The following is a 13,310-nucleotide window of genomic DNA, read 5'->3' on the forward strand; positions in this document are numbered from 1 at the left end:
GTCAGGGGCGTTCGACGTGCGCGCCGAGGTCGGCCAGCTTGGCCTCGAAGTCCTCGTAGCCGCGGTTGATCAGGTCCACGCCGTACACCCGGGAGGTGCCCTCGGCGGCGAGCGCCGCGATGAGGTGGCTGAACCCGGCGCGCAGGTCCGGGATGACCAGGTCGGCGGCGTGCAGCTTGCTCGGCCCGGCGATCACCGCGGAGTGCTTGAAGTTGCGCCGGCCGAAGCGGCACGGGGTGCCGCCCAGGCAGTCCCGGTAGACCTGGATGTTGGCGCCCATCGTGTTCAGCGCCTCGGTGTAGCCGAGCCGCTGCTCGTAGACCGTCTCGTGGACGATCGACAGGCCGCGGGCCTGGGTGAGCGCGACCACCAGCGGCTGCTGCCAGTCGGTCATGAAACCCGGGTGTACGTCGGTCTCCAGCGCCACCGCGTTCAGCTCGCCGCCCGGGTGCCAGAAGCGGATGCCACCCTCCTGGCCCGCGCTGCCGCCGCGCGGCGGGCGCAGGTCGGTGACCTCGTACTCGCCGCCGACCGAGCGGAAGATGTTCAGGAAGGTCATCATGTCGGCCTGCTGGGCGCCCAGCACCTCGACGTGCCCGCGGGTCGCCAGCGCCGCCGCCGCCCAGCTGGCCGCCTCGATCCGGTCCGGGATCGGCCGGTGGGTGTAGCCGTGCAGCTTCTTGACGCCCTGGATCTCGATCACCCGGTCGGTGTGCACCTTGATGATCGCGCCCATCTTCTGCAGCACGCAGATGAGGTCGATGATCTCCGGCTCGACCGCCGCGTTGCGCAGCTCGGTGACGCCCTCGGCCATCACCGCGGTGAGCAGCACCTGCTCGGTGGCGCCCACGCTCGGGTACGGCAGCGCGAACTTCGTGCCGTGCAGCCCGTTGGGCGCGGACAGGTGCAGGCCCTCCGGCGTCTTGTCGACGGTGGCGCCGAACTCGCGCAGCGCCTGGAGGTGGAAGTCGATCGGGCGCGGGCCGATGTGGCAGCCGCCCAGGTCGGGGATGAACGCGTGGCCGAGCCGGTGCAGCAGCGGGCCGCAGAACAGGATCGGGATCCGGCTGGAACCGGCGTGCACGTTGATCTGGTCGGTGCTGGCGCTCTCGACGTTGGAGGGGTCGAAGACCAGCTCGCCCTCCTCGTCGCCGTCGCTGACCTTGACGCCGTGCAGGCCGAGCAGACCGCGGACCACCTCGACGTCACGGATACGCGGCACGTCGAACAGTCGGCTGGGTGTGTCGCCGAGCAGGGCGGCCACCATCGCCTTTGACACCAGGTTCTTCGCGCCGCGCACGCGGATCCGCCCTTCAAGCGGAGTGCCTCCGTGTACGACCAGGACGTCGTCGGTCAACGCAACCTCCAGCGCGTTGGGTGCTGCCGTGTCTAGTGATGGGTCCACGAGTTCATCGCTACCCGGAACGCGGTCATGGGAAAACGGGCCGCGTGTGTCATCGCCCCGGCAGCATAGCCCTCCGTGACGAAAATGGAATCGGTCACATCACCAGCGAGGGCACGAACCGGGGTGTCCGGTGCGTTTCCGTGCCAGCGGGGTGACCGAGGGTGATCAGGCTCCCGGAAGCGCGAGCATCTGGTCCAGCGCCGACCGGGCGTGTCGGGCGGTGTCCGGATCGACGGTGATCTGGTTGACCACGCGGCCGGCGACCAGCTCCTCCAGCGCCCACACCAGGTGCGGCAGGTCGATCCGGTTCATCGTCGAGCAGTAGCAGACCGCCCGGTCGAGGAACATGATCTGCTTGTCCGGGTGGGCCAGCGCGAGCCGGCGGACCAGGTTCAGCTCGGTGCCAACCGCCCACGCCGAACCGGCCGGCGCCGCCTCGATCGTCCTGATGATGAACTCGGTCGAGCCCACCAGGTCGGCGGCGTTCACCACCTCGTGCCGGCATTCCGGGTGCACCAGCACGTTCACGCCCGGCACCCGCTCGCGTACGTCGTTGACACTGTCGAGCGTGAAGCGGCCGTGCACCGAGCAGTGCCCGCGCCACAGGATCATCTTCGCGTCCCGTAGCTGCTCGGCGGTCAGCCCGCCGCCCGGCTTGTGCGGGTCGTAGAGCACGCAGTCGTCGAGCGAGAAGCCCATCTCCAGCACCGCGGTGTTGCGGCCCAGGTGCTGGTCGGGCAGGAACAGCACCTTGCCGCCCTGCTCGAACGCCCAGTCCAGCGCGCGCTTGGCGTTGGACGAGGTGCAGACCACGCCGCCGTTGCGGCCGACGAAACCCTTGATGTCGGCCGAGGAGTTCATGTACGTCACCGGAACGGTGTCGCCCGCGACGCCCAGGTCGGTGAGCGTGTCCCACGCGGCCTCGACCTGCGACAGCACCGCCATGTCGGCCATCGAGCAGCCGGCCGCGAGGTCGGGCAGGATCACCTTCTGCGCGTCCGAGGTGAGGATGTCGGCGCTCTCGGCCATGAAGTGCACGCCGCAGAAGACGATGTACTCCGCGTCCGGCCGGGCCGCCGCCTCCCGGGCCAGCTTGAACGAGTCGCCCGTCACGTCGGCGAACTGGATCACCTCGTCGCGCTGGTAGTGGTGCCCCAGCACGAACACCTTCGTGCCGAGCGCGGCCTTCGCGGCGGCGGCGCGCGCCACCAGGTCGGGGTCGCTCGGCGCGGGAAGATCACCCGGACACTCCACGCCACGTTCGGTGGCGGGGTCGCTGCCGCGGCCGAGGAGAAGCAGCGCCGTGGCGGTGTTGGACGGCTCAACCCAGGTCGAAGTCACGCCCCCATGGTCCCACAGCGCGCCCGCGCCGCAGCCGCCTCGGATGTGGCCTGCCACACTGCTGCGCATGCGCGTGCTGCTCTGCCCGGACAAGTTCGCCGGCACGCTGTCGGCCCCCGAGGTGGCCGCCGCGGTCGCCGAAGGCTGGCGGGACGTCGCCCCCGGCGACGAACTGCTGGTCCGGCCGCTGGCCGACGGCGGACCCGGGTTCGTCGAGGTGCTCGCCGAGGCACTCGGCGGACGCCGGCTGCCGGTGCCCACCGTCGACCCGCTGGGCCGCCCGGCCACCGGTGAGATCCTGCTCACCGACGACGGCACGGCGTACCTGGAGAGCGCCCAGGCGTGCGGCCTGCACCTGCTCGCCGACGCCGAACGCGACCCGAAGGCCACCACCTCGTACGGGCTGGGGCTGCTGGTCACCGCCGCGGTCGAGACGGGCGCGCGCACTGTGGTGGTGGGGCTGGGCGGCTCGGCCACCAACGACGGCGGCGCCGGGATGCTCGTACCGCTGGGTGTCACGCCGCTCGACGACGCCGGCCGGGCCCTGCCGTACGGCGGCGCGGCGCTCACCGCGGTGGCCGCGCTCGACGGCGAGCCCCGGCTGCGCGGCGCGACGCTCGTCGCCGCCACCGACGTGGACAATCCGCTGCTCGGGCTGCACGGCGCGAGCAGCGTCTTCGGCCCGCAGAAGGGCGCCGACCGGGCCGACGTGCTGCTGCTCGACGCCGCGCTGACCCGCTGGGCGGAGGTGCTGACGCAGCGCCTGCCGGGCTGCCCGCCAGGGCTGGGCGCGCTGCCCGGCGGCGGCGCCGCAGGCGGCCTCGGCGCGGCGGTGCTGGCGCTGGGCGGCCGGTGCGAATCCGGCATCGGGCTGGTCACCCGCGCGGTGCGGCTGGACGCCGCGCTCGACGCCGCCGACCTGGTGATCACCGGCGAGGGCTCGTTCGACCACCAGTCGCTGCGCGGCAAGGTGGTCGCCGGCGTGGCCGGAGCCGCCCGGGACCGGGGCGTGCCCTGCGTGGTGCTGGCGGGACGGGTGAGCACCGGACGGCGGGAAGCCGCGGCGGCGGGCGTGACCGACGCGTACAGCCTGGTGGAGCATTTCGGCGGCGAGGAGCACGGGGGAACGGACGCGGCGATGACGCGGCCGGCCGAGGGACTGCGCGCGCTCGGCGCCCGGCTGGCCGGGCAGTGGAGCCGCTGACCGGTTCCGCTGGTCACGCCGCCGGGTGGTGACGCCGACGGCGGCGTACGATCGAAAGACGGACCACACCGGGAATCACTGGCGGACGTGCGGCGTTGGCCAGGACGTCCGGACCAATACCGCGCAGGGAGACTTCCACGTGACCACGCCAGCGCAGACCGAGTCGACCGAGGCCAAGGCCCCCAGCACCGTCGTCCTCACCGACGTCGCGGCGCAGAAGGTCAAGGCCCTGATCGAGCAGGAGGGCCGCGACGACCTGCGGCTCCGGGTCGCCGTGCAGCCGGGTGGCTGTTCCGGCCTGCGGTACCAGCTGTTCTTCGACGAGCGGTCGCTCGACGGTGACGTCGTCACCGACTTCGACGGTGTCGAGGTCGTCGTCGACCGGATGAGCGCCCCCTACCTGACGGGCGCGACCATCGACTTCGCCGACCGGATCGACGCCCAGGGCTTCACCATCGACAACCCCAACGCGGGCAGCTCCTGCGCCTGCGGCGACTCCTTCAGCTGAGTCGACGCACCGACGACGAAACGGCGGGCCGTCCCGGGTGGGGCGGCCCGCCGTTTCGTCGTACCCCCCGCGTGTGACGTCCGGATGTGCGCTGATCGACCGGTTGGTGACCGACCGCCGTCCGTCCGGTCCGGGGGCCGGTAGGCTGACCGCGCCGTGCTCCCGACCACGAGGGTTGACATGAAGATCGCCGTAACCGGCTCGATCGCGACCGACCACCTGATGAGCTTCCCCGGCCGGTTCGCCGACCAGCTCATCGCCGACCAGCTCGACAAGGTCTCGCTCTCCTTCCTCGTCGACGAGCTGGTCCTGCGGCGCGGCGGCACCGCCGCCAACATCGCCTTCGGCATGGCCCAGCTCGGGCTTCGCCCGGTGCTGCTCGGCGCGGTCGGCGCCGACTTCGCCGACTACCGCTCCTGGCTGGAGCGCCACGGCGTCGACTGCGACTCGGTGCACGTCAGCGAGGTGGCGCACACCGCCCGCTTCGTCTGCACCACCGACACCGACATGTGCCAGATCGCCTCCTTCTACGCCGGGGCGATGAGCGAGGCCCGCAACATCGAGCTGGCCCCGGTGGCGCAGCGCCTCGGCGGGCTCGACCTGGTGCTGGTCAGCGCCAACGACCCGGCCGCGATGATCCGCCATTCCGGCGAGTGCCGGGACCGGGGCTACGCCTTCGTCGCCGACCCGTCGCAGCAGCTCGCCCGGATGGACGGCGAGGACGTGCTCGGCCTGGTCGAGGGCGCCGACTACCTGATGACCAACGAGTACGAGAAGTCGCTGCTGCAGAGCAAGGCCGGACTGACCGACGAGCAGCTGCTCGACCGGGTCAAGGTCCGGGTCACCACGCTGGGCAAGCAGGGTGTGGAGATCGCCGGCCGGGAGATCGGCACGATCCGGGTGCCGATCGCCCGGGAGATCCAGGCGGTCGACCCGACCGGCGTCGGCGACGGCTTCCGGGCCGGATTCTTCGCCGCGCTCGACTGGGGCGTCGGCCTGGAGCGCGCCGCCCAGGTCGGCTGCCTGCTCGCCACGCACGTGCTGGAGAACTTCGGCGGCCAGGAGTACGAGGTCCGCCGCGACCTGTTCGTGAAGCGGCTCGCCGAGTCGTACGGTGACGCGGCCGCCGAGGACGTCCGGCCGCACCTGCTGTGACCGGCCCGGCCGTCCCGGCGGGCGGGGTGGACCCGAACGCGGTCCGCCCCGGCTCCGGCGGCCCGGTCCTCGTCGCCTTCGCCGGGCTGCCCGGCGTGGGCAAGACCACCCTGGCCGCCCGGGTCGGCGTCGCCCTGCGTGCCCCGGTCCTGCCGGTCGACCCGGTCGAGCGGGCCCTGCACCGCTACGGCCTCACCGGTGACGTGCCCGGCATGGCCGCGTACGGCGCGGTCGCCGGACTGGCCGAGGTGCAGCTCGGCCTGGGGCTCAGCGTGGTGGTCGACGCGGTGAACCCGGTCGCCAGCGCCCGCGGCCTCTGGCACGACGTGGCCGAACGGGCCGGCGTGCCGCTGCGGGTGATCGAGGTGCACTGCGGCGACGAGGAGGAGCACCGGCGCCGGGTCGACGCGCGCCCGCCCGAGGACGGCACCTGGGAGCTGACGCTGCGCCGCCGCGCCGAGTACGAGCCGCTGATCGGCCCGCGCCTGGTGGTCGACACCGCAGTGGCGGCCGACCCGCTGCCCGGCATCCTCGCCTACCTGAGCTGACGGCCGCCGGCGTGCGTTAAGAAGGGGCCCTTCCTCTACCGGAGGCGTTAAGAAGGGGCCCTTCCTTACACCCGGACGTCGTAGGCGGGACCCTCGTGCGCGGCGAGGAACTCGTGCCCGCGCATCCGGCACCACGCCGGGATGTCCACAGCCGCGGCCGGGTCGTCGGCCAGCACCCGCACCACCGCGCCCGCCGGCAACCCCGGCACCAGCCGGGCGAGATTGATCACCGGCAGGGGACAGCGCTGCCCCCGGCAGTCCAGCACCTCGTCCGGCTCGCTTGTCGCGCTCACAGGTCCGTCACCCCCGCCTGCGCCCTCAGGTCCGCCACGATCCCGGGCAGCTCGGCCAGGAAGCGGTCCACGTCCGCCTCGGTGGTCTCCCGGTGCAGCGACACCCGCACGTTGCCGTGCGACAGCACCCCCATCGCCTCCAGCACGTGCGACGGGCGCACCGTGGAGGACGTGCACGACGAGCCGGACGACACCGCGAACCCGCGCCGGTCCAGCGCGTGCAGCAGCGCCTCGCCGTCGACGTACAGGCAGGAGAACGTCACCAGGTGCGGCAACCGGTCCACCGGGTCGCCGACCACCTCCACGTCCGGCACCTCGGCCGCCACCCGCGCCCGGATCCGGTCCACCAGCGGGCCCAGCCGCGCCGCCTCGGCCGCCGCGTCGGCCGCCGCCGCGCGCAGGCTCGCCGCCGCCGCGACCACCGCCGGCAGGTTCACCACCCCGGGGGTACGCCCCGACTCCCGCTCGTCGGCCGGATACGGCGTCTCCCAGCGGGCGCCCTTGCGCACCACGAGCAGCCCGACGCCGGGCGGCCCGCCCCACTTGTGCGCGCTGGCGGTCAGCGCCGACCAGCCCGCCGGCAGCGGCGCCCGGCCGGCGAGCTGCGCCGCGTCCACGTACAGCGGCACGCCCGCCTCGGCGCACAACTCCGCCGCGGCGGGCACCGGCTGCACGGTGCCCACCTCGTGACTGGCCCCGATCAGCGCGGCCATGGCCACGCCGGGCGCGGCCACCGCCGCCGCCCAGGCGTCCAGTTCCACCCGGCCCAGCCGGTCCACCGGTACGGACACCGCAGCGCCGCCGGCGGCGGTGTGCCGCTGCGCGGCGTGCAGCACCGCCGAGTGCTCGATCGCCGAGTGCACAAGCGTCGCCCCGGCCCGCCGCCGCCCGGCCAGACCACCGAGCACTGCGGCGTGCGCTGCCGCCGTACCGCTGGGGGTGAAGGACAGCTCGTCGGCGCGGACGCCGAGCGTCTGCGCGGCGGCCTCCCGCGCGGCGTCGAGGAGCTGGCGGGCCCGGCGGGCCGCCGAGTAGAGACGGGCCGGGTCGGCCCAGCCGTCGTCCAGGGCGGCCAGCATCGCCTGCCGCGCGACCGGATGCAGCGGGGCCGCGGTGGCGGCGTCCAGGTAGACCGGGGAGGCGCTCATGACGGTCCACGCTATCGCCCGGTTACGCCCAAGATCCCCCCGATGGGGGTGGACAGCGACCCCAAGACGGCCTGGCCGGTCATGGTCGAGTAATCTGCGACCGTCGGTGACGCCTTTGCCGTCGGTGTCAAGGAGAACAACCGCCGCGGCGCGCTAGGGAGGCAGGACCAGGTGGTCGCAAGGAGTTCGGAGGTACGGCGCTCGGCCGTACGGGACAGCGCTTCCCCGGGGGCCGGTGGACGTCGGCGGCGTGGTGCTGGTCGAATCGCCGGGCTCGGTCTCGGCGCGGCGGCGCTGCTGGTCTCGCTCACCGGCTGTGACGTCGGTAAGGCGTTCGGCGGGTTCGGCTGGCCGCAGGGCGGCATCACGCCCGAGTCGCACCGCATGTACGACCTGTGGATCGCGTCCTGCATCGCGGCGCTGGCCGTCGGTGTGTTCGTCTGGGGCCTGATCTTCTGGTGCGTGGTCCGCTACCGCAAGCGCGGCAACGAGCTGCCGGTGCAGACCCGCTACAACCTGCCGATGGAGTTCCTCTACACCATCGCGCCGATCCTCGTGGTCTCCGTGCTCTTCTACTACACGGCGGTCGTGCAGACCGACGTGATCAAGGAGTCGAAGAACCCGGACGTCACCGTCGAGGTCGTGGCGTTCAAGTGGAACTGGCAGTTCAACTACCGCGACGGCCAGGGCCGCGACGCCAACACCGTCGCCTCGGTGCTCGGCACCAGCGAGGTCATCCCGGTGCTCGTGCTGCCCAGCGGCCGCTCGATCCGGTTCGAGGAGACCAGCCGCGACGTCATCCACTCGTTCTGGGTGCCGGAGCTGCTGTTCAAGCGGGACGTCATGCCGGGCAACGTGCGCAACACGTTCGAGGTCTCCAGCATCGAGCAGGAGGGCGCGTTCGTCGGCCGCTGCGCCGAGCTGTGCGGCAGCTACCACGCCTTCATGAACTTCGAGCTGCGGGTCGTCTCGCCGGAGAAGTACGACCAGTTCCTGGCCGCCAAGAAGGCCGGCAAGTCGACCCAGGAGGCGCTCGGCGAGATCGGTGAGCCCGAGTACGCCACCGAGACGAAGCCGTTCGACACCCGGCGCGACGTGAACAACTTCAACCCGTCCGACGCCCAGGCCGGCGCGGGAAGCTGAGAGGTCCGGCATGAAGACCGAGTGGAAGATCTTCCTCACCATCGCCACGTTCCTCCTCGGCGCGGCCATCCTCTACGGCGCCTGGACGTACGCCGACAGCAACGGCCACATCGAGTGGATCGGCACCGTGGCGCTGCTGCTCTCCTTCCTGCTCTGCGCCATGTGCGGCGGCTTCTTCTGGTTCGTCTCCCGCCGTATCGACCTGCGCCCCGAGGACCGGCCGGACGGCGAGATCGCCGACGGCGCCGGTGAGGTCGGCTTCTTCAGCCCGGGCAGCTACTGGCCGTTCGGTCTGGCGCTGGCCGCCGCGATCGCCGGTCTCGGCCTGGTGTTCTGGCAGTTCTGGCTGCTGGGACTGGGCATGGTGGCGGTGGTCTTCGCCACCTGCGGGCTGCTCTTCGAGTACTACTCCGGCACCCGCCGCACCGCCGAGCACTGACCCGAAGCACCAGCCGCAGGCCCGCACCCCTCCCGGGGGAGCGGGCCTGCCGCTTTCCCCCTCCCGCCTCCCTCGGCGCCTTGCGCTGTTCGCGTTGATCATGAAGTTGGCGGCACTGGCGGTCCTTTTTGTCCCCGTCAACCTCATGATCACCGCCCGTACGGTCGGTCTGGCGCTCTTCCGCTCGGGCTCCGATGCGCCACTCGGGCTCACGCCCGCACGACTGTTCCATTCACCGGGAGCGCCGTTCCACTTGCCAGGACCACAAGAGATCTTGGAAGGAAAGCGCCCCTATAGGGGCCATTTCCTACCAAGATCTCACTCGCGCGGCTGGTCCCGATGGGCGGAACCGCGGGCCGCTCCCAAGACCGGGTGCCGTCACGAGGTCACCGCCGACACTCACGCCTAAGGCACCGCCCAACGCCCTACCCCCCAGGGCCGACGCCCTTCCGCCGGACGCTCACCGTCACCGCCCAGCGTCCGCCGCCCCGCGCGTCGGCCATCTTGCGCTCCCGCCTTGCGCGCTCCCGCCCGGCGTCGTTGATCAAGGAGTTTGAGGCAATTTCGCGCGCCGTCGGTGACACAAACCCCTTGATCACCGCTTCGGGTGGGGAGCCCCCACCACCTGCCGGCCACCAAGCGGTGATCAAGGAGTTTGTGTCCGGCTGGACGACTGTGGGGACACAAACTCCTTGATCACGAGCCGCGGACCGTCGGGTGCACGTGGCGGGGAGGGGAGGTGGCCGCGCGGTGCCGCGGCGCGGCGTGGAGGGGCAGCCCGGAGGGGCGGCGCAGCGCGGAACGGTGGGGCGCAGCGCGCAACGGTGGGGCGTGGTGCGGAAGAGTGGGGCGCGTTGCGGCACAGGGGAGTGCGCGTCGCACGCGGAAGGGTGCGGCGCCGTGTGGCCACAGGGGAGGGCCTGGCGCACGAACGACGTGGCGTGGAGAGGGCGTGACGCGTGAATGACGTCGCGGAAGCGCGTGGCGGGAACGAGATGGCGCAGAAGTGCCGCGGCGCGGGAACGACGTGGTGCAGAAACGACGCGGCGCAGCGCGGAAGGAGTGCGGCGTGGTGCGGCAGGGGAAGGCGCCGCAAGGGCGGAAGGGGAGGTCAGGCGGCCTGGGGGTGAGAAGGACGGCGGGTGCGGCGGCTGGACAGGCGCGTCGGCCGGAAGGCGAACGTGGCGATCACCACGGCCGCGCCGCAGCCGGTGCAGATCAGCTCCGGGCAGTCGACGCCGTGCCCGTCGCCGCAGGGCGGCGCCTCGAACAGCACGACGTCCTCGCAGGTGTCGCAGTGCAGCTCGCGGTCAGACACGGGTGGCTCCTCTCGCTCCGGGCACCGGCCGGGGCGACGGGGCGCGGGCCGGTGGACCAAAGACCGAAAACGGAAAATAACTCCCGTGTAGTTTGGCACGCGGGTACGACAACACCCGCGCCAGGCCCGCGTCAGGCGGCGCGCGCGACCTCCAGCCAGCGCTCCAGCGCGGCCGCGGCGGCGCCCGAGTCGACGGCCTCGGCGGCGCGGCCCAGGTTGGCCCGCAGCGCCTCGTGCAGATCGCCGTCGAGCGGGCCCTGGGTGGACAGCGCCACGGCGGCGTTGACCAGCACCGCGTCCCGCACCGGGCCGGTCTCGCCGGCGAGCAGGCGGCGTACCACGTCGGCGTTGTAGGCCGCGTCTCCGCCGCGCAGGTCGGCCAGGGTGGCCCGGGGTACCCCGAGCTCCGCCGCGTCCAGCAGCGCCTCCGTGACGATGCCCTGCTGCGCCACCCAGACCCGGGTGGGCGCGCCGGTGCTGAACTCGTCCAGGCCGTCCTCGCCGCGTACCACGATCGCGGAGTCGCCGCGGGCCGCGAAGACGGCGGCCATCACCGGGGCCATCCGCCGGTCGAAGCAGCCCACCGCGCCCGCGCGGGGCCGCGCCGGGTTGGTCAGCGGGCCGAGGAAGTTGAACGCGGTGGGTACGCCGATCTCGCGCCGGACCGGGCCGGTGTGGCGCATGCCGGGGTGGAAGCGGGCGGCGAAGCAGAAGCCGATGCCGGCCTCGGTGACGCAGCGGGCCACCTGCTCGGGCGCCAGGTCCAGCGGTACGCCGAGCTCCTCCAGCACGTCCGCGGTGCCGCACGAGGAGGAGGCGGCCCGGTTGCCGTGCTTGACCACGCGGACGCCGGCCCCGGCGACCACGAGCGCCGCCATGGTGGAGATGTTCACCGTGTGCGCGAGGTCACCGCCGGTGCCGACCACGTCCAGCGCGGTGTCGCGTACCTCGTCGGGCAGGCGCACCGGCACGGCGCGGGTCAGCATGGCCTCGACCAGGCCGCCCAGCTCGGCGGGCGTCTCGCCCTTGGTGCGCAGCGCCACGGCGAAGCCGGCGATCTGCGCCGGGGTCGCCGAGCCGGCCATGATCTCGCCCATCGCCCACGCGGTGTCGGCGGTGGAGAGCTCCTCGCCGCGCAGCAGCGCGTTGAGCAGAAGCGGCCAGGTCCGTTCGCCCATGACGGGCCTCCCGAGCGGCGTGAGGAAAGCGGTTGGGGCGCGGCACGGCCGCGTCGCCGTGGCGCGCGAAGGCCGGGGGATCAGGCGGCGGCGTGGGTGCGGCGCAGCAGCTCCGCGACCGTGCTGCCGGCGATCACCGGGTCCAGCGGGTGGGTCAGCGTGGCGTCGACCTCGGCGTACGCGGCCAGCCAGCGGTCGGCGGCGCGGGCCAGCACCACGCAGGTCGGCGGCGCGTCGTCGCGGTCGTCCTTGATCTGGCGGGCGATGCCGATGCCGCCACCCGGGCTCGCCTCACCGTCGAGCAGCAGCAGGTCGATCTCGTAGTCGTCGACCAGCCGGACGCAGGCGGCGTACTCGTCGGCCTCGACGAACTCGATCTCGATGCCGGGCGCCGGCCGGGTGCCCACGGCCAGCCGCATCCGGTCGCGGACCTTCGGGTCGTCGCTGTAGAGCAGGACGGTGCAAAGACGATCGCTCATCGTGACGTGGCTCCCACCTCGTAGCTGCCCGCTGATCGTAGCGGGCGTCACGTTCGGCCTGTCGCCCCGCCCGGGCGGGCTCGGGGCGTACCCCTGAAGGGGCCTCAGGCGCTGGCTTCCGCGGCGCGCTCGCGGGCCTCCTGGCGGTCCAGCTCGCGGTCGAGCCGGCGGGCCTCGCGCTCGGACTGTCTGACCCACTGGACGACCAGGACGGCGAGCATGGTGACGCTGACGAACTCGCCGCCGGCCCAGAGGACGCCCCCGGCCACCACCTGGTCGTTCCAGGGGTCGGACCAGGACAGGTTGAGCGACGGGTACCAGTCGCCGCCGAACAGCGTGGTGCTCTGCATGATGGTGAGCCCGAGCACGGTGTGGAACGGCACCGAGAGCAGCATGAGCAGCGCGCGCGCCGGGTACGGCCAGCGGCCGGGCAGCGGGTCGAGGCCGAGCAGCGGCCAGAAGAAGACGCAGCCGGTGGCGATGAAGTGCGCGTGGACCAGTTCGTGCGCCCACTCGTGACGCAGGGTGAACTCGTAGAGGTCGGTGAAGTAGAGCGCGAACGGGTTCACCACGAAGATGGTGAACGCCACGAGCGGGAAGCTGTAGATCCGCGCGATGCGGCTGTGCACGATCGCGAGAAGACGCTTGCGCGGGCGTACCGGCAGCGTGCGCAGCGCCAGCGTGACCGGCGCGCCGAGCGCCAGGAAGATCGGCGCGATCATGGACAGCACCATGTGCTGGACCATGTGCACCGAGAGCAGGGCGGTGTCGTACGCGCCGAGCCCGGTGAGCGTGACCAACGCGATGCCGCCGAGGCCGGGGCCGAGGAACGACACGGTACGGATGACCGGCCAGCGGTCGCCGCGCAGCCGCAGCCGGTGCACCCCGTAGAGGTAGAGGCCGGCGGCCAGCACGATGCCCAGCGTGAGCCAGCTGTCCAGCCGGGTCTCGGTGAACACCCGGGCCACGGTGAACGGCGGCGGGGCGCTCTCGCCTCCCGCCGCCAGCGTCGCCGGAACGGCCGAGGTGACGGCGATGATCTGATCGACGTGCAGCACGCTTTTCAGGGTAGGTCAGGCGAAGCGGACCACCACGATCGGGCCACGGAGGGGGCGGGTTTGGCACCCCGCTGATCGTCGGTCCCGGTCAGG

14 protein-coding genes are annotated in these 13,310 nt (G+C 72.7%); 6 read left to right on the plus strand and 8 right to left on the minus strand.

Going from position 1 to position 13,310, the window contains the following annotated elements; all coding sequences use genetic code 11:
* Window position 1: 1 nt before the first annotated feature.
* Complete coding sequence (gene murA / locus ACSDG8_RS25660; protein WP_174530815.1) at window positions 2-1,357, minus strand: UDP-N-acetylglucosamine 1-carboxyvinyltransferase; 1,356 nt, start codon at window positions 1,355-1,357, stop codon at window positions 2-4.
* A 213-nt stretch (window positions 1,358-1,570) separates the two neighbouring features.
* Window positions 1,571-2,746 (minus strand): quinolinate synthase NadA, encoded by a 1,176-nt coding sequence (gene nadA / locus ACSDG8_RS25665; RefSeq protein ID WP_210897144.1) that lies wholly within the window; start codon window positions 2,744-2,746, stop codon window positions 1,571-1,573.
* A gap of 43 nt (window positions 2,747-2,789) precedes the next feature.
* On the opposite strand from nadA, the gene ACSDG8_RS25670 reads away from it, so the two are divergent.
* The 4 genes from ACSDG8_RS25670 (at window position 2,790) to ACSDG8_RS25685 (ending at window position 6,161) form a co-directional block, all read left to right on the plus strand.
* On the plus strand, window positions 2,790-3,950 hold the full coding sequence (locus ACSDG8_RS25670; protein ID WP_210897142.1) for a glycerate kinase family protein: 1,161 nt from the start codon (window positions 2,790-2,792) through the stop codon (window positions 3,948-3,950).
* Between the two features lie 139 nt (window positions 3,951-4,089).
* A complete protein-coding gene (gene erpA / locus ACSDG8_RS25675) occupies window positions 4,090-4,458 on the plus strand; it encodes an iron-sulfur cluster insertion protein ErpA (protein WP_210897140.1) in 369 nt (122 codons plus the stop codon).
* 180 nt (window positions 4,459-4,638) lie between these two features.
* Window positions 4,639-5,613 (plus strand): carbohydrate kinase family protein, encoded by a 975-nt coding sequence (locus tag ACSDG8_RS25680; protein WP_210897138.1) that lies wholly within the window; start codon window positions 4,639-4,641, stop codon window positions 5,611-5,613.
* Window positions 5,610-6,161, plus strand: a complete 552-nt coding sequence (locus tag ACSDG8_RS25685) for an AAA family ATPase (protein ID WP_210897136.1) — start codon at window positions 5,610-5,612, stop codon at window positions 6,159-6,161. The genes ACSDG8_RS25680 and ACSDG8_RS25685 overlap by 4 nt, the downstream gene beginning before the upstream one ends.
* Window positions 6,162-6,226: 65 nt before the next feature.
* Here ACSDG8_RS25685 and ACSDG8_RS25690 read toward each other — a convergent pair whose 3' ends face one another.
* Complete coding sequence (locus ACSDG8_RS25690; protein WP_210897134.1) at window positions 6,227-6,454, minus strand: sulfurtransferase TusA family protein; 228 nt, start codon at window positions 6,452-6,454, stop codon at window positions 6,227-6,229.
* Window positions 6,451-7,602: a cysteine desulfurase family protein gene (locus tag ACSDG8_RS25695; RefSeq protein ID WP_210897132.1), complete on the minus strand. Its 1,152-nt coding sequence runs from the start codon at window positions 7,600-7,602 to the stop codon at window positions 6,451-6,453. Before ACSDG8_RS25695 ends, ACSDG8_RS25690 begins: the two co-directional genes overlap by 4 nt.
* 171 nt (window positions 7,603-7,773) lie before the next feature.
* Here ACSDG8_RS25695 and ctaC point away from each other — a divergent pair, with 171 nt between their 5' ends.
* On the plus strand, window positions 7,774-8,745 hold the full coding sequence (gene ctaC / locus ACSDG8_RS25700) for an aa3-type cytochrome oxidase subunit II (protein WP_210897130.1): 972 nt from the start codon (window positions 7,774-7,776) through the stop codon (window positions 8,743-8,745).
* Window positions 8,746-8,755: 10 nt separating this feature from the next.
* On the plus strand, window positions 8,756-9,184 hold the full coding sequence (locus ACSDG8_RS25705; RefSeq protein ID WP_184686981.1) for a cytochrome c oxidase subunit 4: 429 nt from the start codon (window positions 8,756-8,758) through the stop codon (window positions 9,182-9,184).
* Between the two features lie 1,111 nt (window positions 9,185-10,295).
* Here ACSDG8_RS25705 and ACSDG8_RS25710 read toward each other — a convergent pair.
* The 4 genes from ACSDG8_RS25710 to ACSDG8_RS25725 form a co-directional block, all read right to left on the minus strand.
* Window positions 10,296-10,502, minus strand: coding sequence for a hypothetical protein (locus tag ACSDG8_RS25710; RefSeq protein ID WP_210897128.1), 207 nt, complete (start codon window positions 10,500-10,502; stop codon window positions 10,296-10,298).
* A 131-nt stretch (window positions 10,503-10,633) separates the two neighbouring features.
* Window positions 10,634-11,680, minus strand: coding sequence for an anthranilate phosphoribosyltransferase (gene trpD, locus ACSDG8_RS25715; protein WP_210897126.1), 1,047 nt, complete (start codon window positions 11,678-11,680; stop codon window positions 10,634-10,636).
* 80 nt (window positions 11,681-11,760) lie between these two features.
* Entirely contained in the window at window positions 11,761-12,159 is a 399-nt protein-coding gene (locus tag ACSDG8_RS25720) for a hypothetical protein (protein ID WP_210897124.1), read from the minus strand.
* Window positions 12,160-12,263: 104 nt separating this feature from the next.
* Window positions 12,264-13,217: a cytochrome c oxidase assembly protein gene (locus ACSDG8_RS25725; RefSeq protein ID WP_210897122.1), complete on the minus strand. Its 954-nt coding sequence runs from the start codon at window positions 13,215-13,217 to the stop codon at window positions 12,264-12,266.
* Window positions 13,218-13,310: the final 93 nt, after the last annotated feature.

Source organism: Micromonospora sp. LA-10, assembly GCF_051853095.1.
GTDB lineage: Bacteria > Actinomycetota > Actinomycetes > Mycobacteriales > Micromonosporaceae > Micromonospora > Micromonospora echinospora_A.